We start from the raw sequence: 19,871 nt of genomic DNA, 5'->3' as shown, positions 1-19,871 counted from the left end.
CAGTCTAGGGCGGCGTGCTCCGCCCCTTTATCCTCGCAATCCCGCAACTCCCCCCAAGTCGATGCCAGTTTACAGCATGACGGGCTACGCCACCGGCCAGCACAACCTGGCCCAGGCCGCGCCCGGACAAGACACCAAGGCTCTCCCACAGGGCCGCCTGGGGCTGGAGATCCGTTCGGTCAACAGCCGCTTCCTGGACCTCTCCTTCCGGCTCTCCGAGGAACTGCGCCAGCACGAACCCGCCCTGCGCGAACTGTTGCAGGGGCGCCTCAAACGCGGGAAGGTCGAACTGCGCGCCGGCCTGGAGTCCACGCAGTCCGACGCTGTCCGCGATCCCAATGCCCGCATGCTGCAGCGCCTGGCCAGCGTGCAGGACACGGTGCGCACCTGGCTGCCCGACGCGCGCTCCCTGAGCGTGGCCGACGTCCTTCGCCTGGGCGCCGCCGAGGAAGCGCCGCCGTCCGACCTGGGGCCTGCGCTGCAGGCGCTGGCCACGAAGGCGGTCGACGACCTTGTGGCCTCGCGCGAGCGCGAAGGCGCGCGCCTGGCCAAGATGCTGCTCGGACACCTGAAGCAGCTGGGCGAACTCGCCGAGCAGGCGCGGCCGCTGGTGCCGCAGCTGGTGGAGCAGCAGCGCACGCGCTTCCTGGAGCGCTGGAAGGAGGCCATGGGCCTGGCCGAGGGCGGCGCGTCGCCCGAAGCGGCGCAGGACCGCGCCCTCACCGAGGCCACCGCGTTCGCCATCCGCATCGACGTGGCGGAGGAACTCACCCGCCTGTCGGCCCACATCGAGGAAATCGAGCGCCTGATCAAGAAGGGCGGCGAGGCCGGCAAGCGGCTGGACTTCCTGATCCAGGAGCTGCACCGCGAGGCCAACACCCTAGGCTCGAAGTCGGCGGCGCTGGAGCTGACCCGCATTTCCGTCGACATGAAAGTCCTGATCGAGCAGATGCGCGAGCAGGTCCAGAACATCGAATGAACATGGCCCCCCACGTTCGCTCACTTCGTGTAGCTCTCTGCCCCCCGCCCAGGCCTCCCAGAGGCGGCTCGTCGGAGGCCTGACGATGGACTATCCCGGCAACCTTTTCGTCGTCGCCGCCCCCAGCGGCGCCGGCAAGTCCAGCCTGGTCAAGGCGCTGATGGAGCTGGATTCGCAGGTCCAGCCGTCGATCTCGCACACCACGCGGGCGCCCCGCGGCCAGGAAAAGCACGGCCGCGAGTACTTCTTCGTGTCGGAGCAGGAATTCGACGCCATGGTGCTGGCCGACGCATTCGTCGAGTGGGCCTTCGTGCACGGGCGGCGCTACGGCACCTCCAAGCGCGCCATCGAGGACCGCATCGCCCGGGGCGCCGACGTGATCCTGGAGATCGACTACCAGGGCGCGCTGCAGATCAAGCGCATCTTCGCCAACGCGGTGCTGGTGTTCATCCTGCCGCCGAGCTGGGAGGAGCTGCGCTCGCGGCTGGAGCGGCGCGGCGAGGACGCGCCCGAGGTGATCGAGTTGCGGCTGAAGAACGCGGCCGAGGAGCTGTCCAAGGCGCCGGAGTTCGACTTCGTTATAATCAACGAGCTTTTCGAACGAGCGCTTTTCGACCTCAAGGCCATCGTTCATGCCCAGCGGCTGAAGTTCTCCGCCCAGCGCCGCGCCCGGGCCGCGACCTTCAAGGCCCTCAACATTCCCTGACACGCGAGAGAGAACCCCATGGCCCGAATCACCGTCGAAGACTGCCTCGACAAGATCCCCAACCGATTCCAGCTGGTGCTGGCCGCGACCTACCGCGCCCGCATGCTGAGCCAAGGCCACGCGCCCAAGATCGAGAGCAAGAACAAGCCGGGCGTCACCGCCCTGCGCGAGATCGCCGACGGCAAGGTGGGCCTGGAGATGCTGAAGAAGGTGCCTGGCTAAGCGCCAGCTCGCCAGGCATCCCCGCGCAGCCGGGGATCCAGAACCTAATCAAGCACCGCGCCGCGGTGCTTTTTTGTTGGCTCGGGCAGCGAGCGCACGCTCACGGTACATTTGTGGGCATGAGTGCCGTGCTCCCTCCGGCCACCGGCAAGGGCCAGCGCCCGGCCCCGGTGGCCATGCCCAGCCCGGCGGCCGTCAATGCGGCAGCCGCGAGCTTTGCCGCGCTCACCGCCAGGCTCGACTACCTGGAGCCGGCCGAGATCGAACAGGTCCGCCAGGCCTACCGCTTCGCCGACGAGGCCCACCTGGGGCAGATCCGCGCCAGCGGCGAGCCCTACATCACGCACCCGATCGCCGTGGCCTCGCAGTGCGCGGAGTGGAAGCTGGACGCGCAGGCGCTCATGGCCGCCCTGCTGCACGACGCCATCGAGGACTGCGGCGTCACCAAGCCCCAGCTGATCGAGCGCTTCGGCGCGGCCGTGGCCGAACTGGTGGACGGCCTGACCAAGCTGGACAAGCTGCAATTCAACACGCGCGAGGAAGGCCAGGCCGAGTCCTTCCGCAAGATGCTGCTGGCGATGGCGCGCGACGTGCGCGTGATCCTGATCAAGCTGGCCGACCGCAGCCACAACATGCGCACGCTGGAAGACGTGCCCCGCGAGAAGTGGGGCCGCACCTCCCGCGAGACGCTGGACATCTACGCGCCCATCGCGCACCGCCTGGGCCTGAACCAGACCTACCGCGAGCTGCAGGAGCTGGCCTTCCGCTACCTCATGCCCTGGCGGCACGACGTGCTGGAAAAAGCCGTGGCCAAGGCGCGCAGCCGCCGCCGCGACCTGATCCAGAAGGTGCAGCGCGAGGTGGAGGCCGCCTTCGAGCAGGCCGGCATGAAGGTGCGCATCGCCGGGCGCGAGAAGACCCTCTACTCCATCTACCGCAAGATGGACGAGAAGCACCTGTCGTTCGCCCAGGTCACCGACATCTACGGCTTCCGTGTCGTCGTGCCGGCGGTGACCGACTGCTACACGGCGCTGGGCGTGCTGCACCAGATGTACAAGCCGGTGCCGGGCCGCTTCAAGGACCACATCGCCATCCCCAAGGTCAACGGCTACCAGTCGCTGCACACCACGCTGGTGGGCCCGTCGGGCGTGAGCGTGGAATTCCAGATGCGCACCGAGGCCATGCACGTGGTGGCCGAATCGGGCGTGGCCGCGCACTGGCTGTACAAGGCCAGCCACCCGGAGAGCGACTACGCCGAGCGCCTGGGCACCAAGTGGCTGCAGTCGCTGCTGGACATCCAGCACGAGACGCGCGACGCCGCCGAGTTCTGGGACCACGTCAAGATCGACCTGTTCCCCGACGCGGTCTACGTGTTCACGCCCAAGAGCCAGATCATGGCCATGCCGCGCGGCGCGACGGTGGTCGACTTCGCCTACGCGATCCACAGCAACGTCGGCGACCGCACCGTGGCCGCCAAGATCAACGGCGTGCAGGTGCCGCTGCGCACCGAGCTGAAGAACGGCGACGTGGTCGAAGTGGTCACGGCGCCCGTGTCCACGCCCAACCCGGCCTGGCTGGGGTTCGTGCGGACGGGGCGGGCCCGCTCCAAGATCCGCCACCACCTCAAGTCGCTGGCCCAGGCCGAGTCGCAGGAGCTGGGCGAGAAGCTGCTCACGCAGGCGCTGCGCGCCGAGGGCATCGAGCGGCTGCCGGCCGACGACGAGGGCCACCACGCGGTGTGGGAGAAGCTGCTGCGCTTCACCGGCAACAAGAGCCGCGCCGAGCTGCTGACCGACCTGGGCCTGGGCAAGCGCATCGCCGGCATCGTGGCCAAGCGCCTCATGACGCTGATGGCCGAACTGGGCGAGAAGCCCGACGCGCTGCTGATCACGCGCGAGCGCTACACGGCGCACGAGAACGTGTCGCAGGGCGCGGTGGTGCTGGACGGCAGCGAGAACGCCTCGGTGCAGTTCGCGGCCTGTTGCCGACCGGTGCCTGGCGACGGCATCGTGGGCTACCTGGGGCGCGGTGAAGGCCTGGTGGTCCACCTGGACGACTGCGCCGTGGCGCGCCGCCTGCAGCACAAGGATGCCGAGCGCTTCATCGGCGTGGAATGGGCCGACGAGCCGGTGCGGCCCTTCGAGACCACCGTGATGGTCACGGTGGCCAACACCAAGGGCGTGCTGGCCCGCGTGGCCTCCGCCCTGGCCAGCGTGGAGGCCGACATCACCCACGTGGACATGGACGAGGAAAGGGCGCAGGACGCCACCGACCTGCGCTTCATCGTCGCGGTGCGCGACCGCGCCCACCTGGACACCGTGATGCGCACGCTCAAGCGCACGCCTTCGGTGATGCGGGCCCAGCGCCTGCGCGCCGGCCACTCAGGCCACGGGCGCTGAAGCTTCGCCGGGCGCGGGATAGCGCACCTCGATCACCTCGATCTCCTGCGCGCCGGCCGGCGTGACCAGCCGCACCACGTCGCCTTCCTGCGCCTTGAGCAGCGCGCGGGCGATCGGCGAGATCCAGCTCACCTGCCCCTTGAGGCTGTCGGCCTCGTCGATGCCCACGATGGTGATGGTGCGCTCGTCGCCGGATGCCTCCGCGTAGGTGACGGTGGCGCCGAAGAACACCTGGCCGTGGCCATGGTGCAGCGTCGGGTCGGCCACTTCGGCGATTTCCAGCCGCTTGGTCAAGAACCGGATGCGGCGGTCGATCTCGCGCAGCCGCTTCTTGCCGTACAGGTAGTCGCCGTTCTCGGAGCGGTCGCCGTTGCTGGCCGCCCAGTGCACCACTTCCACGACCTTGGGCCGCTCGTCGTCGATCAGTTGCAGCAGCTCGGCGCGCAGCCGGGCATACCCCTGCGGCGTGATGTAGTTCCGCCCACCCGCCGGCAGTGCCGGGGGGGCTTCCTCGTCGTCTTCCGCGTCGGTTTCGCGGGTGAACGCCTTGCTCATGCCGCAAGGATAGTCCGCCCGCGCGCAAACGGCCGCTCGCGCGGGCGCTGCGATCCAACGCGACGAAAGCCCTTTCCTACAGGGGGCGCGGTGATCGCCTGACGAGCCGCAACTGCCCCGCTGCAAACAATCGACGGGTGATGAATCCAGCAGTAACGACTACGCGGCCGCGGCCGGTGGGGACCTTTTCATGAGCGTCGTCACCTCGTCCCAGGGCGTCGCGTCGGCGCAGGCCGGCTCCAGCCGCCGCCCGCGAACCCAGGCGGAGGCGGCGCGCTACGGCGTGCTGCGCCGGCTGGCGCCCGCGCTCAAGCACGACATGGTCGTCAACCTGCAGGCCGTGGCCATGATGGCCGAGGTGCTCAGCGCCCGGCTGGAGAAGGGCACGCCCTCCCCCGCCGACTTCGAAGCCAGCGTCAGCAAGATGAACCGGCTGGCTCGCGATGCGGTGATGACCTGCCTGAAGGTGGCCACCTGGATCTCGCCTTCCGAGGACGAAAGCGTGCGGCTGCGCGACGGCGTGGACGAGTGCGTCGGGCTGCTGCGCAGCAGCTTCAACTTCCGCGGCTTCTCGCTGGTCAACGAGGTGCCCGACAACGAATTCGAGGTGTCGCGGGTGGCCGTGCGGAACCTGGTGACGGCCTCGCTGCTCTCGCTGGCGGACGCTGCCCCCGGGCCCAGCGAGCTGGCCGCCGGCGCCGAGGTGTCGCCCGGCTTCGCGGTGGTCACGCTGCGGGTCACGCCCAAGCCGCGCGACGACGACGGCCTGGCGCCCGACGTCATCGCGTCGGAGCCCAACTACCGCGCGCTCGACTGGACCGACGTGCAGGCCCTGGCCATTGCCGAAGGCATCGAGCTGTTCCGCACCCAGGACCAGATCGTCATGCGCATCCCGCGCATGGTGGCCACCACGCCGCTGCAGATCGCGCCGCTCTGAGCGCCGCGCCGCCCACTGGCGTCAGGCCAGCGTGGCTTCCAGCACCGGCACCCGGTCCATGAAGGCCTCCAGCTCGTCGATGGGCAGCGGCTTGCAGAACAGGTAGCCCTGGTAGGAGTGGCAGCCCTGGCGCTCCAGGAAGGCGCGCTGCTCCTCGGTCTCCACCCCTTCGGCGATCACGTCCAGGTCCAGGCTGTGGGCCAGGTCGATCACGGTGCGGGCGATGGCGGCGTCGTTGGCGTCCGTGAGGATGTCCTTGACGAACTCGCGGTCGATCTTGAGCTGGTCCAGCGGCAGGCGCTTGAGGTAGGACAGCGACGAGTAGCCGATGCCGAAGTCGTCCAGCGACAGCGTCACGCCCATGTCCTTGAGGCTGCCCATCTTGGCGATGGTGACGTCGATGCCGTCGGCCAGCAGGCTCTCGGTGAGCTCCAGCTTGAGCTTGTGCGGCTGGACGCCGGACTGCTCGATGGCCTGCATCACCTCGTCGACGAACTCGGGGTGCCGAAACTGCTTGACGCTCACGTTCACCGCGATGCTCAGGTGGCGCCGGTCGGGCCGGTGCTCCCACTGCGCCAGCTGCGCGCAGGCGGTATCGAGCACCCAGCGGCCGATCGGGATGATGAGCGACGTCTCCTCCGCGGCCGGGATGAACTGGTCGGGCGGCACGGTGCCGCGCTGCGGATGCTGCCAGCGCAACAGGGCCTCGACGCCGGTCATCCGGCCGTCGGGGCCCACCTGAGGCTGGTAGTCGATCCGGAACTGGGTCTCGCGCCAGGCCTGGCGCAGGTCGGCCGCCAGCGCGGCATTGGCGCTGACCACCGCCTGCATCTCCGGATCGAAGAAGCAGACCGTGTTGCGGCCCGCGCCCTTGGCCTGGTACATGGCCAGGTCGGCCTGCTTGAGCAGTTCGCTCACCGTGCGGTCGCTTTTGCTGAACAGCGTCACGCCGATGCTGCAGGTGCTGTGGTGAAGGTAGCCCGGCAGCACGTAGGGCTCGCCCAGCGCCTGCAGGATGCGCTCGGCCACGGCGCGCGCGCCCTTGGCCGGGTCCAGCGGCTTGTCGCCGCGGTTCTCCAGCAGGATCACGAATTCGTCGCCGCCCAGGCGTGCCACCGTGTCGCCCTTGGCCACGCACGAGCGCAGCCGCTCGGCCACCAGCTGCAGCAGCAGGTCGCCCTTCTGGTGGCCCAGCGTGTCGTTGAGCACCTTGAAGTTGTCCAGGTCGATGAACATCAGCGCGCCTTCGCGCGGCCGCGCCGGGTCGGCCAGGGCCGCATGCAGCCGGTCCATCAGCAGCTGGCGGTTGGGCAGCTTGGTGAGCGCGTCGTAGAACGCCAGGTGCTGGATCTTCTCCTCGGCCAGCTTGCGCTCGGTCACGTCGCGGCCCACCGCCACCCAGTGGGTGAGCTTGCGCTGCTTGTCCCACACCGGGGAGACGTCCAGGTCGACCCAGAACGGCTCGCCGTTCTTCTTGTAGTTGATCAGGTCGACGCGTGCGGGGCGCCATTCCTCCAGCGCCGCGCGGATCTGGTCGAGCGCGCGCCGTTGCGTGTTGGGGCCTTGCAGCAGGCGCGGCGTGCGGCCGATCACCTCGTCGCGCGTGTAGCCGGTGCGGCGCTCGAAGGCTTCGTTGACGAACACGATGCGCGGTCCCGGCTCGCTGAAGGGGCCCGCCTCCGTGATGATCACGATGTCGTTCAGCCGGGCGATGCTGCCCTCCAGCAGGCGCAGCTGCTCCTGCGCCTTGCGGCGCTCGGTCACGTCGCGGATGTGGATGGCCATGCCGCCACCGAAGGGGAAGCCGCGCACCTCGAACCAGTGCGACTGGCGCGCATCGAGCTGCTCGAATTCGAGCTTCACGCTGCGTGCGAGGGCCGTGCGGAACTGCTCTTCCAGCCGCAGGCGCACGGTCTTCTGGAAGGAGTTCCAGAACCGCCGCCCGATCAGCTGGTCGCTGGGCACGCCCAGCATCTGCTCGGCCTGCTCGTTGAGGAAGGTGTACTGGCCGTTGCGGTCCACCGTGGCGAAGGCTTCACCGCTGCCCAGCGCAGCGCCCATGCGCAACAGCGTGCCGGGCCGCAGGCCCCGAGGCGCGATCTCCTGCAACGCGCCCTGCACCGCGACGATGCCGCCCTGCACGTCATGGACCGGCTGCCCGATGGAGCGCACCCAGGAGCGGCGGCCATCCCGCAGGAGGATCTGCGCCTCCTCGTCGAAGGGCGTGCCGTCCTCCACGCAGGCCTTGAGCAGCGCCTCCAGCTTGGGCCGGCACCCGGGCGAGTAATGGTGGAGCGGATCGTCCGCGGGAGGCGCATAGCCGGCTGGCGCACCATGCATTTCCGCGAGTTGGTCGGACCAGCTGAGTTCGCGGGCCTGCAGGTCCAGGCGCCAGACGCCGATGGAGGCTGCGCGCTCGAGCATGCGCACGACGCTTGCGTCGTCCTGCGTCGGTCGGTCAATGGGCATCGATGGGAGGGGCAGCTCTGCGGTCGGCAACATGGGGCGCTCTGATGTTAAGTCGCCCATCCAGTCCACCCGGTAGGCGCGGTCCTACCCGACGGCGCAGGCCAATGGCGCCTCACCACGCGGGTGCGGAAGAGCTCAGCAGTTGGGCGAGCTCCTCGGCGGGAACCGGCGGGCTGTAGAGGAAGCCTTGGGCCAGGTCGCAGCGCAGCGCGCGCAGGACGCGGGCCTGCTCCTGCGTCTCCACCCCTTCGGCCACCACGCGCAGCCGCAGGTTGCGGGCCAGGTTGACGCAGGTGCCGACGATGTCGCGGTAGGCCGAGTCGGTGCCGATCTTGCGGGTGAAGGCGCGGTCGATCTTCACCTCGTCCACCGGCAGCGTGACGAGGTAGGCGAGCGAGGAGTAGCCGGTGCCGAAGTCGTCGATCGCCACCGGCAGGCCCAATTCGCGCACCTGCGTGAGCACCTCGATGGCCCGTTCCAGGTTGCCGATCAGCACGCTCTCCGTGACCTCGATGGACAACGCGGCGGGGTTGCCGCCGATGGCGTCGAGCGCCTCGCGCAGGTGGCGCACCAGGTCGCCGTCGCGCAGCTGCGCGGCCGCCACGTTCACGGCTATGCGTGGCGCGGGCAGGCCGGCGTCGCGCCAGCGCCGCCAGTCGGCGACCGCGCGCTCCAGGATGCTTCGGCCCACGTCGCGGATCAGGCCGGTCGCCTCCAGCGCGGGAACGAACTCCGAGGGCGGCACCAGCCCGCGCTGCGGATGCACCCAGCGGATCAGCGCCTCAACGCCCTGGATGCGGCCGGTCGCGAGATCCACCTTGGGCTGGTAGTAGTTGACGAACTCGTCGTGGACGAGCGCGTTGCGCAGTTGCGGCTCGAGCCGGTAATGGGTGCTCGTGGTGGCGCAGTCCACCGACTTGTCGAAGAAGGCCGTGGGCTCGTCGCGCTCGATCGCCAGCTGCAGGGCGGCGTCGGCCGCGTTCACCACCTCGTCGAGGGTGGCGCCGTCGCGCGGATGGGCGGCAAAACCCAGGTGCACGGGGCAGACCAGGGTGAGGTCGTTCACCATGTACGGCGCCTGCAGCTGCGCGGCGATCAGCTGCGCCTTGAGGCGGAAGGACTCGGGCTCCATGTCCGGGAAGAAGAGCAGGAACAGGCCGCGCTTGATGCGGCCGATGAACGCCCCGCCGGCCGCGATGGCGCGCAGGCGGGCCGCGGTCTGCTGCACCAGCGAATCCGCCACCCGGAAGCCGTGCGCGGTGCTGATGTGCGTGAGCGCCTTGAGGCGCACGAAGCAGGCGATCCCGCTGCGCGGCTTGAGGGCCTCGAACTCCGACTCGAAATGCAGCCAGTTGGGCAGCCCGGTGAGGCGGTCGGTCTGCGTGGCCAGCCGCAACTGGCGGCGCAGGGACAGCTGGGTGCAGGCGGCGCGCGCGATGCGCTCCAGGGCCGTGCGTTGCGCATCGGTGAGCCGCCGCGGCACCTGGTCCATGACGCACAGCGTGCCGATCGCGCTGCCATCCCGGGTGCGCAGCGGCGCGCCGGCGTAGAAGCGCACCGGCAGGCCGTCGGGGCCGTGCAGGCCGGGAGAGAACCAGGCCACCCGCGACGTGTCGGGCACTTCCAGCACCGGTTCGGTCGCGAGGATGGCCCGCGCGCACAGCCCCGCGTTGCGACCCACCTCGGCCACCGGGATGCCCACGCGCGCGGTGTAGCGCTGGCGCGCGCCGTCCACGAAGCTCAGCGCGGCCATGGGCGCGCCGCAGGTCGCGGCGGCCAGCTCGACCAGGGCATCGAAGTCCGCGCAAGCCTCGCCGTCGAGGACCGAGTACTCGCGCAGGTCGGACAGCCGCTCGGTCTCGTCGTGCGGCAACGGTGGCGCGGCGTGGAGCATGGCCAGCTGGTCGGGAGAGAGCGGCTCGCCGCGCCGCACCAGCGGCGCGGCCCAGGCGAAGCGGCGCCAGGACTGTTCGGGCCCGGTGACGAGTTCCATCATGGTGTTTTCCCTCCGTCGGCGACGCCGCATCGGACTGCCGCCCGCCCGCTCAGCGCAAGCGGGGTAGCTGGACCGTACGTAAGCAAATCTTTCACGACGCATCGAATGTAAGAAGCACGTTTTCGCGAAGCCTGTCGGAGACGGCGAGGTGCGCCTGTAGGACAGCGTTGACTCGGCGGTGGATTCCACGCCACGCGGCTCACGGTTGAGCTTCTTAGAATTGCCGCATCTGCTGACCTCTTGGGGAAACGATCGATGAGCACGCAACTCGGCAGGGCCGCTGTGGCCCTGGCTTGGCTGATGGCCTGCGGGGTGGTCCTCGCCCAGCCTCAAGAAGAAACCGTCGTGGTGAAGCAGGCCACCGAACTGCGCGAGCAGCCCGGCGCGAGCCGAAGCCTCGCTGCGCTCCAGGCCGATTCATCGGTGACACGGATGGCCGACCGCCAGGGGCCGTGGGTGCGCGTGCGGACCACCGCGGGTCTCGTGGGCTGGGTGCACCTGTTCGATCTGGGAACGCCCGGCAGCGCGGCGGCCTCGTCGGGCGGCGCCTCGGGCCTGCTGCGCGGCGTGACAGGGCTCTTCGGCAAGCCGTCCCCGACCACCGTCTCGACCTCCGCCGTCGGCATCCGCGGTCTGGGTGCGCAGGACCTCGCCCAGGCGCAACCGGACACGGCTGCCGTCACGCGGATGGAAGCGCTGCGCGCCACCGAGCCGCAGGCGCGCCAGTTCGCCCGCGATGCGGGGCTGGCGCCGCAATCGGTCGACCCCCTTCCCGCGCCGCCGCGACCTGCGTCCGCAAACCCGGGAGCACAGCAATGAACCTGCGCCAACTCACCGTGGCTGCGGGCCTGGCCCTCACCCTGGCGCCCGTCGCCGCGCAGAACAACGCCCTGGGCGCCCTGAACTCCCTGCTGAACGCGACGCAGCCCGGCAAGGCTTCGGCCAACCCGCTGGGGGCGCTGCTCGCGCCCGCCCCGGCGCCCGCCGCAATGTCCCAGCCTGGCGCGGTCGACATCGTCGCGCTGCTGTCGCAGGACGCCCCGATCGACGAGGCCAAGGAGATCGAGATCGGCCGCCAGCTCGCGGCCGTGCTCCTGGGCAGCAAGCCCATGCATGCGGACGAGGCGCTGCAGCGCTACGTCAACCAGCTGGGCCGCTGGATCGGTCTGCAGTCGAGCCGGCCCCAACTGCCCTGGACCTTCACGGTGCTGGACGACCCCGGCTTCAACGCCTTCGCCGCGCCGGGCGGCTTCGTGTTCGTCACCCGCGGGCTGCTGGACCGGGTGGACGAGGCGGAACTCGCCGGCATCCTGGCCCACGAGATCACCCACGTCACCGAGCGTCACCACCTGCAGGCGCTGCGGCAGAAGGCGCGGGCGGGGGCATTCACGCAGCTGATCGGCTCGCAGATCCGCACGGGCAACGCGGTGGGATCGCTGGTGTCGCAGCAGGTGCTGTCTCTGGCCCGCAACCTGTATGCCAGCGGCCTGGACCAGCAGGACGAGTTCGACGCCGATCGCCAGGGCGTGGTGCTCGCCGCCCGGGCCGGCTTCGACCCCTACGGCCTGCCCGGCGTGCTGCAGCAACTGCGCACGCAGGCGCCGGACAACCCGCTGTTCGCCCTGTCGCTGTCCACCCACCCGCCGGCGCAGCACCGGCTGGACGCGCTCGCCCAGGCCATGGGCAGCCGCCTGGACGCCTTCACGGCCCGGCCGGTGGTCCGCATCGAGCAGCGGGTGGCGCGCCAGCAGCGCTGAGCGCGGAAACGGGGCGGGGAAGAGAAAAGGGTCAGGCCTCTGAGAGACCTGACCCTTTGTTTTTGGCGCGGCTGGCAGGATTCGAACCCACGACCCCTTGGTTCGTAGCCAAGTACTCTATCCAACTGAGCTACAGCCGCGAAGCCAGCGAGTATAGCAGGTCCGGAAGGACCCCCGCCGGGGTGGTAGGGCGTGCTGGACTTGAACCAGCGACCAAGGGATTATGAGTCCCCTGCTCTGACCAACTGAGCTAACGCCCCACGAGGGGAATTGTAGGGATCGGGGACTGGATCCCCGCTTGCGCGGGGATGACGGCAAATCTCACTTGTGGTGGCTCAGCGCGTTGCTCACCAGCTTGGCCGTGATGTCCACGATCTGGATCATCCGGTCGTAAGGCATGCGGGTGGGGCCGATCACGCCCAGGGTGCCGACGATCTGGCCGTCCACCTCATACGGCGAGCTGACGACGGACAGCTCCTCGAACGGCACGACCTGGCTTTCGCCGCCGATGAAGATGCGCACGCCCTCGGCCTGGCTGGAGATGTCCAGCAGGCGCATCAGCTGCGTCTTCTGCTCGAACAGCTCGAATGCCTTGCGCAGGTGCGTCATGTCGCTGGAGAAATCCGACACCTCCAGCAGGTTGCGCTCGCCGGAGATGACCACCTCGCCCTGAGCCTGCTCCAGGGCCTCCGAGCTGGCGTCCACCGCCGTGTGCATCAGCTGGACGATCTCGCCGCGCAACTGCTCGACCTCGGTCTTCAGGCGCTCGCGCACCTGCTCGATCGCAAGGCCCGCGTAGTGGGCATTCAGGAAGTTGGCGGCCTCGACCAGCTGCTGCTGGGTGTAGTCGCTGTCGGTGAACACCACCCGGTTCTGCACGTCGCCGTCCGGCGAGACGATGATGACCAGGTAGCGCCGCTCGGACAGCCGCAGGAATTCGATGTGGCGGAACACCGACGTGCGGCGCGGCGCCATCACCACGCCGACGAAGTGCGACAGGTTGGACAGCAGCTGGGCGGCGTTGGCGATCACGCGCTGCGGCTGGTCGGGCGGCAGGCTGGGCGCGGCCAGGTGCTCGCGCTGCGCGGTGAGCATGGTGTCCACGAACAGGCGGTAGCCGCGCGCGGTGGGGATGCGGCCGGCCGAGGTGTGCGGGCTGGCGATCAGCCCCAGGTCCTCGAGGTCCGACATCACGTTGCGGATGGTGGCGGGCGAGAGTTCCAGGCCCGACGCCCGCGACAGCGTGCGCGATCCCACCGGCTGCCCTTCGGCGATATAGCGCTCGACCAGAGCTTTCAACAACAACTTGGCACGGTCATCGAGCATGGTGCGGAGGCCTCCGATGAATTTTAATGATGTAATTTGCCTCGATGAGCACTCGGTTCCGCCAGGTTGCGCTGATAGGCAAGTACCACGCCGGCGGCGCGGCGGCTGCCAGCAGCCGTGCGGCGCTGGAGGACATTGCCCAGTTCCTGGTCTCCGAAGGCTGCGACGTGGCCATCGAGCATGACACGGCCAGCACCTGCGGGATCGTCGGTTACACGGTTCTTGACGTGCAGGCCATCGGCGCGCAATGCGACCTGGGCCTGGTGGTGGGCGGCGACGGCACCATGCTGGGCATCGGCCGGCAGATGGCCCGCTTCGGCGTGCCGCTTGTCGGCGTCAACCAGGGGCGCCTGGGTTTCGTCACCGACATCCGGCTGGAAGGCTACCGCGACGTGCTCGGCCCCATGTTGCGTGGAGAGTACGAAGAAGACCGCCGCGGCCTGATGCTCGCGCAGGTGGTGCGCGACGGCCACTGCGTGTTCAAGGCCCAGGCCATGAACGACGTGGTGGTCAACCGCGGCGCCACCTCCGGCATGGTCGAACTGCGGGTGGAGGTCGATGGCCACTTCGTCGCCAACCAGCGCGCCGACGGCCTGATCGTGGCTACGCCCACCGGGTCCACCGCCTACGCGCTGTCCGCCGGCGGCCCGCTGCTGCATCCGGGCAACCCCGTGTGGGCGCTGGTGCCGATCGCGCCGCACACGCTGTCCAACCGGCCGATCGTGATCCCCGATTCGGTGGAGATCGCCATCGAGCTGGTTGCGGGACGCGACGCCAGCGCCAATTTCGACATGCAGTCGCTGGCCTCGCTGCTGCACGGCGACCGCATCCTGGTCAAGCGCTCGCAGCACCAGGTGCGCTTCCTGCACCCGCGCGGCTGGAGCTACTACGACACCCTGCGCAGGAAGCTGCACTGGAACGAGGGAGGATCGTGAGCCCCGCCCGGCCGCCCGAAGGGGCTCGCACCGCAGCGCGCAGCGCGGAGGTGATTCAATGACTCTCAAGCGCATCGCCCTGCGAGATTTCGTGATCGTGCGGGAACTCGAGCTGGAGCCCGGCGACGGGTTCTCCGTCCTCACCGGCGAGACCGGTGCGGGCAAGTCCATCCTGGTCGACGCGCTGCAGCTGGCGCTGGGCGCGCGCTCCGATGCGGGCGTGGTGCGCGAAGGCGCGGCCCGCACCGACATCAGCGCGGAGTTCGACCTGCCCGCGACGCTCGCCCCCTGGCTGGAGGAAGCCGGCTTCGAAGGCGGCGACACCCTGTTGCTGCGGCGGAGCATCGACAGCCAGGGCAAGAGCCGCGCCTGGATCAACGGCAGCCCCGCCACCGCCGCGCAGTTGCGCGAGGCCGGCGAGCAGCTGGTGGACATCCACGGCCAGCACGCCTGGCAGAGCCTGACGCGGCCCGACTCGGTGCGCGCGCTGCTGGACGCTTATGCCGGCGTCACCGGCAACTCCGTGCAGCAGGCCTGGGACGCCTGGCGCGCGGCGCAGAAGACCCTGGTGCAGGCCCGCGAGGCGCAGGACACGCTGCAGCGCGAACGCGAGCGCCTGGCCTGGCAGATCGGCGAGCTGGACAAGCTCGCACCGGGCGCCGACGAGTGGGAAGAGCTCAACACCAACCACACGCGCCTGTCTCATGCGCAGGCCCTGCTCGATGCGGCGCGCAACGCCCTGCAGGCGCTGGAAGGCGAGGACGCCGGCGCCACGGCATCGCTGTCGCAGGCACAAACGCTGCTGCAGGCGCAGGAGCAGCTCGAGCCCGAGTTCCAGTCCCTGGCCGAAGTGCTGGCTTCCGCGCTGGCCCAGGCCGAGGACGCCGCGCATTCGCTGCACACCTACCTGCGCAAGACCGACCTGGACCCGGACCGGCTGGCCGAACTCGACGAGCGCATGGCCCTGTGGCTGTCGCTGGCCCGCCGCTACAAGCGCACGCCGGCGGAACTGCCGGCCCTGCTGGCCGGCTGGCGTCAGGAGCTGGAGCGGCTCGACGCCTCGGCCGACCTGGCCGCGCTGGAGGCCGCCGAGAAGGAGCAGGGCCGCGCCTACACGGCGCAAGCCACGGCGCTGTCCAAGGCCCGCGCCAAGGCGGCGCCAAAGCTGGCCACGGCGATCACCCAGGCGATGCAGGGGCTGGGCATGCAGGGCGGCAGGTTCGAGGTGGGCTTGCAGCCGCTGCCGCAGCCGTCCGCTTCAGGCCTGGACGAAGTCAGTTTCATGGTGGCGGGCCATCCCGGCGCCACGCCGCGGCCGGTGGGCAAGGTCGCTTCGGGCGGCGAGCTCTCGCGCATCGCGCTGGCGATCGCGGTGACGACCAGCCGCCTGGGCACCGCGCAGACGCTGATCTTCGACGAGGTGGATGCGGGCGTCGGCGGCGCCGTGGCCGAGACCGTCGGGCGCCTGATGAAACAGCTGGGCCGCGACCGCCAGGTGCTGGCCGTCACGCACCTGCCGCAGGTGGCGGCCTGCGCCGACCACCACCTGGTGGTGTCCAAGCGCGCCGACAAGGCCGGCACCACCAGCACCGTCGAGCCGGTGCAGGGCGAGCAACGGGTGGCCGAGGTCGCCCGCATGCTGGGCGGCGAGCGCCTGTCGGGCACGACGCTGGCGCACGCCAAGGAAATGCTGGGCAGCGCGGCGGCATGAGCCTGGACCTGGTCCTCATCACCGGCATGTCCGGCTCGGGCAAGTCCGTGGCGCTGCGCGCGCTGGAGGATGCCGGCTACTACTGCGTCGACAACCTGCCGCCCGAGCTGCTGCTGTCCTTCGTGGCGCTGGAGCAGGCCAACAAGGGCAAGCACGTGGCCATCGCCATGGACGTGCGCAGCGCAACGTCGCTGCCGCAGGTGCCGGCGCAGCTGCGCGAGCTGGCCGCTCAGGGCGTGCGCATCCGGTCACTGTTCCTGGACTCCACCACCGACACGCTGGTGCGGCGCTTCTCCGAGACACGCCGGCGCCATCCGCTGTCGCAGCAGCCCGCCGCCGAGGAGGTCGATCCGCTGATCCGCCAGCGCGCCCTGGTCGACGCCATCGAGCTGGAGCGGGAACTGCTGGCCGACCTGCGCGAGCAGGCCCACGTCATCGACAGCAGCACCATCCGCCCCGCGCAGCTGCAGGCCCAGGTGAAGTCGCTTCTGTCCGCCCCGGACAGCCAGCTCACGCTGGTGTTCGAATCGTTCGCGTTCAAGCGCGGCATCCCGGTCGACGCCGATTACGTGTTCGACGTGCGCATGCTGCCCAACCCGCACTACGAACCGGCCCTGCGCGACCTCACCGGGCTGGACCAGCCCGTGGTCGACTACCTGCGGGCCCAGGCGGGCGTCGACCAGATGTTCGAGTCGATCGAGGGCTTCCTGAAGCAGTGGCTGGAGCCGCTGGCGCGCGACCACCGCAGCTACGTGACGGTGGCGGTCGGCTGCACCGGCGGGCAGCACCGCTCGGTGTACCTGGTGGAGCGCCTGGCGGCTTCCTTCGGCCAGCGGTGGACGACGCTCAAGCGCCACCGCGAACTCGACCGCTAGCCTTCCGCGAGCAGCTTGCGCACCGGCGCCGGCAGGCCCAGCCGGGGCCACTGCCCGCTGCCGAACCACTGGCCTTCCGGGCGATCCAGGGCGGAAGTCGCCAGGTCCACCGTGACGGGGTGCAGGTACAGGTCCTTGTGGGTCAGCACGTGCAGGAAGGCGGGCCCGTCCTGCAGCTTGTCCCGTGCGCGGGCGGGCAGCGCGGCGGCCAGCGCCTCGCGCGAGTCGAACACCGGCAGGCAGTACAGGCCGGCCCAGACGCCCGGCGTAGGGCGCTTTTCCAGCCAGATCGAGCCCTGGCGATCCTGCGCCCGCAGCAGCCAGAGCGACTGCGCCGTGCGGCGCGTCTTGCGCGTCTTCACCGGGAAGGCCAGCGGCGTCTGGAGCTTGCGCGCCTCGCACACCGGCGCCAGCGGGCAGATCAGGCAGCTGGGATTGCGCGCCAGGCAGACCGTCGCGCCCACGTCCATCATGGCCTGCGTGTAGGCGGGCATGTCGGCCGGCTCCTGCGGCAGCAGCTCCGTGGCCCGTTTCCACAGAGCCCGCTCGGCCGCGGGCTGGGACAGGTCGTCGCCGAAGGCCAGCACCCGCGTCAGCACGCGCTTGACGTTGCCGTCGAGGATGGCGGCGCGCTCGTCCCAGCAGAAGGCGGCGATCGCGGCGGCGGTGGACCGGCCGATGCCCGGCAGCTTCTCCAGCTGCGCCGCGGACGCCGGAAAACATCCGCCGTGCTCCTGGACCACCGCGCGGGCGCAGGCGTGCAGGTTGCGCGCGCGGGAGTAGTAGCCCAGGCCGCTCCACAGCGCCAGCACGTCGTCCAGCGAAGCCGCCGCCAGGCGGGCGACATCGGGGAAGCGGTCGAGGAAGCGCTGGTAGTAGCCCAGCACGGTGCTCACCTGGGTCTGCTGGAGCATGATCTCCGACAGCCAGACGCGGTACGGATCGCGGGTGTTCTGCCAGGGCAGGCTGCTGCGGCCGTGGCTGGCGTGCCAGCGCACCACCCGGCCGGCGATGCCGGCGTCCGGCCCTGTCATGCCTGCTGCAACAGGGGCTCGTCGTCGTCCGTCGTCTCGACCGCGGGCGTGGCGACGAGGTGGGCGGTCAGCTCGGTGAGCTTGGCTTCGAGCTCGTCGACGGCCGTGTCCTGCACTTCGATCTCGACGATGCGGTCGTCCAGGCCGGAGGCGGCCTGCTGGATGCGCTCGATCGCCTCGAGGCGCCGGCTGAAGTTGCGGCGGCGCTCGCGCAACTGGGCATCGAGCTGGGCCGCCGCGGCCTTGTTCCACAGCTCGACTTCGCCCAGCGCCGATTCGTAGACCGCGCGCAGGCGCGTGGCCAGCGCGCGAACCAGCCGGTCGGCGAATTCGGGCTGCGCCAGGCGCAGCGCATTGCCCACGCCCAGGTACTGCTGGTGGCTGCGCTCGACCAGGTCGAGGTCGCGCTCGAAGCGGGCGAGGTCCGGTTCCTTGGGCGGTTGCAGCGAGAAGCCGTATTCGGCATTGAGCTGGCGGAAGGTGCCGTTCAGCATCGACTGGATCTCGCCGCTGGTGGCCTGGGCCTTGCGCAGACCCTCGCGCAGGCGGTCGAAGGTGAGCGCGTAGGCGCGCCGCACGCCCAGCTTGATGCCCGGCTGGCGCAGCGCGTGGGTCAGCTGGGCCATCTCCTCCTTCATGGAGGCCGTGCCCAGCAGCGCGAACACCTCGCGCAGCAGCTTCAGATGCACCGAACGCACCGCGTGGATCTTGGCGCCGCTCACATCGAAGTCGCGCTGCTCCTGCTCGATGCGCAGGCGCATGTGCTTGATGACGGACGTGTTCTTGCCGCGCAGGCCCTTGAGCTCCTGCATCTGCTCGGCCAGGTCGCGCCGGCGGATGTTGAGCGCGCGGCTGGCTTCGGACCGCAGCTCGCCCACGGCCGCCGCGACGGCGATGCGCAGGATGGCCTGGCGCTGCCCCATCACGCCGTGGCTGAGCGCGTGCTCCAGCACGGGCAGCTGGCTGGCGACCAGGAGTTCGGCGTCGTTGTTGACCTTGGCGACCAGCCCCTTCTGGGCCGACACCGGGATCACCTGCTCGCGCCGCAGGCCCAGGATCTCGGCGGACGTGGCGCGCTGGCGGTCGATCTGGGCCTGCACCTGCGAGGGGGTGCTGAGGGAGTCCCACATCGTGTCGATCTTGTTCAGGACGACCAGGCGCGAGGCCGTGTCCTCGCCCTCGGAGATCAGGTGCTCGCGCCAGATCGCCAGGTCGGACCGGGTCACGCCGGTGTCGGCCGCCAGGATGAAGACGACCGCGTGCGCCTGCGGGATCAGGTTGACCGTGAGTTCGGGCTCAGCGCCGATGGCGTTCAGGCCCGGGGTGTCCAGGATGACCAGCCCCTGCTTGAGAAGCGGGTGCGCGATGTTGATCAGGGCATGCCGCCAGCGCGGCACCTCGACCTTGCCGTCGGCGCCCACCATCGGGTTGTCCTCGGGGGTCTCGTCGTGCCAGAAGCCCAGCGCCTTGGCTTCGTCCTTGGTGACGTGCAGCACCTCGGAGACCTTCTCGAAGGCCTGCGCGAGCTGCGCAGAGTTGTTGACGTCCAGGTCGACCCGGGTCCACTTCTCGGGCGCCAGGCGCCACTCCATCAGCGGCTGCGGCTGCAGGCGCGTCTCGATCGGCAGCAGGCGCAGGCAGGGCGGCACCTCCGCGTCGTAGCCCAGCTCGGTGGGGCACATCGTGGTGCGCCCGGCGCTGGCCGGCATGATGCGGCGCTTGTAGCCGGCGAAGAAGATCGCGTTGATCAACTCCGACTTGCCGCGCGAGAACTCGGCGACGAAGGCGACCATCACCTTGTCCGAGCGCATCTGGGTTTCCAGGCGGCGCAGGCGCTCCTCGACGGCGGCGTCGAGCAGCTCGTGGTCCTTCAGCCATTCGGACAGCAGTTTCAGCCGCAGGGCGAACTCACGCCGCCATGCGCCATGCTGATCGAACTGCTCGTTGAAGGAAGTGCCCACTGAGTCCCC

The 19,871-nt window shown here is 70.0% G+C and carries 16 protein-coding genes and 2 tRNA genes; 10 read left to right on the top strand and 8 right to left on the bottom strand.

Going from position 1 to position 19,871, the window contains the following annotated elements; genetic code table 11:
• The first annotated feature begins 61 nt into the window (after positions 1–61).
• The 4 genes from ASG30_RS01515 to ASG30_RS01500 all read left to right on the top strand — a co-directional run bounded on the left by ASG30_RS01515 (position 62) and on the right by ASG30_RS01500 (position 4,306).
• A complete protein-coding gene (locus ASG30_RS01515; RefSeq protein WP_055891527.1) occupies positions 62–979 on the top strand; it encodes a YicC/YloC family endoribonuclease in 918 nt (305 codons plus the stop codon).
• An 85-nt stretch (positions 980–1,064) separates the two neighbouring features.
• Positions 1,065–1,685: a guanylate kinase gene (gmk, locus tag ASG30_RS01510; protein ID WP_055891524.1), complete on the top strand. Its 621-nt coding sequence runs from the start codon at positions 1,065–1,067 to the stop codon at positions 1,683–1,685.
• An 18-nt stretch (positions 1,686–1,703) separates the two neighbouring features.
• Positions 1,704–1,907 (top strand): DNA-directed RNA polymerase subunit omega, encoded by a 204-nt coding sequence (rpoZ, locus tag ASG30_RS01505; RefSeq protein WP_055891521.1) that lies wholly within the window; start codon positions 1,704–1,706, stop codon positions 1,905–1,907.
• Between the two features lie 119 nt (positions 1,908–2,026).
• Positions 2,027–4,306 (top strand): RelA/SpoT family protein, encoded by a 2,280-nt coding sequence (locus ASG30_RS01500; protein WP_055891518.1) that lies wholly within the window; start codon positions 2,027–2,029, stop codon positions 4,304–4,306.
• On the opposite strand, the gene greB is transcribed toward ASG30_RS01500, so the two are convergent.
• Entirely contained in the window at positions 4,289–4,861 is a 573-nt protein-coding gene (greB, locus tag ASG30_RS01495; RefSeq protein ID WP_055891516.1) for a transcription elongation factor GreB, read from the bottom strand. The genes ASG30_RS01500 and greB overlap by 18 nt on opposite strands.
• 190 nt (positions 4,862–5,051) lie before the next feature.
• On the opposite strand from greB, the gene ASG30_RS01490 reads away from it, so the two are divergent.
• Positions 5,052–5,798, top strand: coding sequence for a hypothetical protein (locus ASG30_RS01490; RefSeq protein ID WP_055891513.1), 747 nt, complete (start codon positions 5,052–5,054; stop codon positions 5,796–5,798).
• A 21-nt stretch (positions 5,799–5,819) separates the two neighbouring features.
• On the opposite strand, the gene ASG30_RS01485 is transcribed toward ASG30_RS01490, so the two are convergent.
• Positions 5,820–8,267: a sensor domain-containing protein gene (locus ASG30_RS01485; protein ID WP_055891509.1), complete on the bottom strand. Its 2,448-nt coding sequence runs from the start codon at positions 8,265–8,267 to the stop codon at positions 5,820–5,822.
• A 112-nt stretch (positions 8,268–8,379) separates the two neighbouring features.
• Entirely contained in the window at positions 8,380–10,263 is a 1,884-nt protein-coding gene (locus ASG30_RS01480; RefSeq protein WP_055891505.1) for a putative bifunctional diguanylate cyclase/phosphodiesterase, read from the bottom strand.
• Positions 10,264–10,518: 255 nt separating this feature from the next.
• Between ASG30_RS01480 and ASG30_RS01475 the strand changes: the two genes are divergently transcribed.
• Positions 10,519–11,082 carry an SH3 domain-containing protein gene (locus tag ASG30_RS01475; RefSeq protein WP_055891502.1) on the top strand — a complete coding sequence of 188 codons (564 nt, stop codon included), beginning with the start codon at positions 10,519–10,521 and terminating at the stop codon, positions 11,080–11,082.
• On the top strand, positions 11,079–12,020 hold the full coding sequence (locus ASG30_RS01470) for a M48 family metalloprotease (RefSeq protein WP_082521810.1): 942 nt from the start codon (positions 11,079–11,081) through the stop codon (positions 12,018–12,020). Before ASG30_RS01475 ends, ASG30_RS01470 begins: the two co-directional genes overlap by 4 nt.
• Before the next feature lie 63 nt (positions 12,021–12,083).
• Here ASG30_RS01470 and ASG30_RS01465 read toward each other — a convergent pair.
• From ASG30_RS01465 to hrcA, 3 genes are all read right to left on the bottom strand, one after another.
• Positions 12,084–12,160, bottom strand: a tRNA-Arg gene (locus ASG30_RS01465).
• A gap of 43 nt (positions 12,161–12,203) precedes the next feature.
• Positions 12,204–12,280 (bottom strand) — tRNA-Ile (locus tag ASG30_RS01460).
• A 61-nt stretch (positions 12,281–12,341) separates the two neighbouring features.
• Positions 12,342–13,346 (bottom strand): heat-inducible transcriptional repressor HrcA, encoded by a 1,005-nt coding sequence (gene hrcA / locus ASG30_RS01455; RefSeq protein ID WP_055891499.1) that lies wholly within the window; start codon positions 13,344–13,346, stop codon positions 12,342–12,344.
• A 44-nt stretch (positions 13,347–13,390) separates the two neighbouring features.
• On the opposite strand from hrcA, the gene ASG30_RS01450 reads away from it, so the two are divergent.
• Genes ASG30_RS01450 through rapZ form a run of 3 tightly spaced genes read left to right on the top strand, consistent with a single transcriptional unit; the run spans position 13,391 to position 16,867 of the window.
• The gene (locus ASG30_RS01450; RefSeq protein WP_055891496.1) at positions 13,391–14,281 is read left to right on the top strand and encodes an NAD kinase; all 891 of its coding nucleotides are present in this window, start codon (positions 13,391–13,393) and stop codon (positions 14,279–14,281) included.
• A gap of 58 nt (positions 14,282–14,339) precedes the next feature.
• Entirely contained in the window at positions 14,340–15,992 is a 1,653-nt protein-coding gene (recN, locus tag ASG30_RS01445; RefSeq protein ID WP_055891494.1) for a DNA repair protein RecN, read from the top strand.
• Positions 15,989–16,867 carry an RNase adapter RapZ gene (rapZ, locus tag ASG30_RS01440; RefSeq protein ID WP_055891490.1) on the top strand — a complete coding sequence of 293 codons (879 nt, stop codon included), beginning with the start codon at positions 15,989–15,991 and terminating at the stop codon, positions 16,865–16,867. Before recN ends, rapZ begins: the two co-directional genes overlap by 4 nt.
• On the opposite strand, the gene mutY is transcribed toward rapZ, so the two are convergent.
• Both mutY and ASG30_RS01430 read right to left on the bottom strand, forming a co-directional pair.
• Entirely contained in the window at positions 16,864–17,901 is a 1,038-nt protein-coding gene (gene mutY / locus ASG30_RS01435) for an A/G-specific adenine glycosylase (RefSeq protein WP_055891487.1), read from the bottom strand. The two genes, rapZ and mutY, sit on opposite strands and share 4 nt — an antisense overlap.
• Positions 17,898–19,862, bottom strand: a complete 1,965-nt coding sequence (locus ASG30_RS01430) for a dynamin family protein (RefSeq protein WP_055891485.1) — start codon at positions 19,860–19,862, stop codon at positions 17,898–17,900. The genes mutY and ASG30_RS01430 overlap by 4 nt, the downstream gene beginning before the upstream one ends.
• Positions 19,863–19,871 lie beyond the last annotated feature (9 nt).

It is taken from the genome of Ramlibacter sp. Leaf400 (genome assembly GCF_001424545.1).
Lineage (GTDB): Bacteria > Pseudomonadota > Gammaproteobacteria > Burkholderiales > Burkholderiaceae_C > Ramlibacter.
Note: the sequence above shows the minus strand (reverse complement) of the source record. Positions and strands in the feature narration are given on the sequence as shown.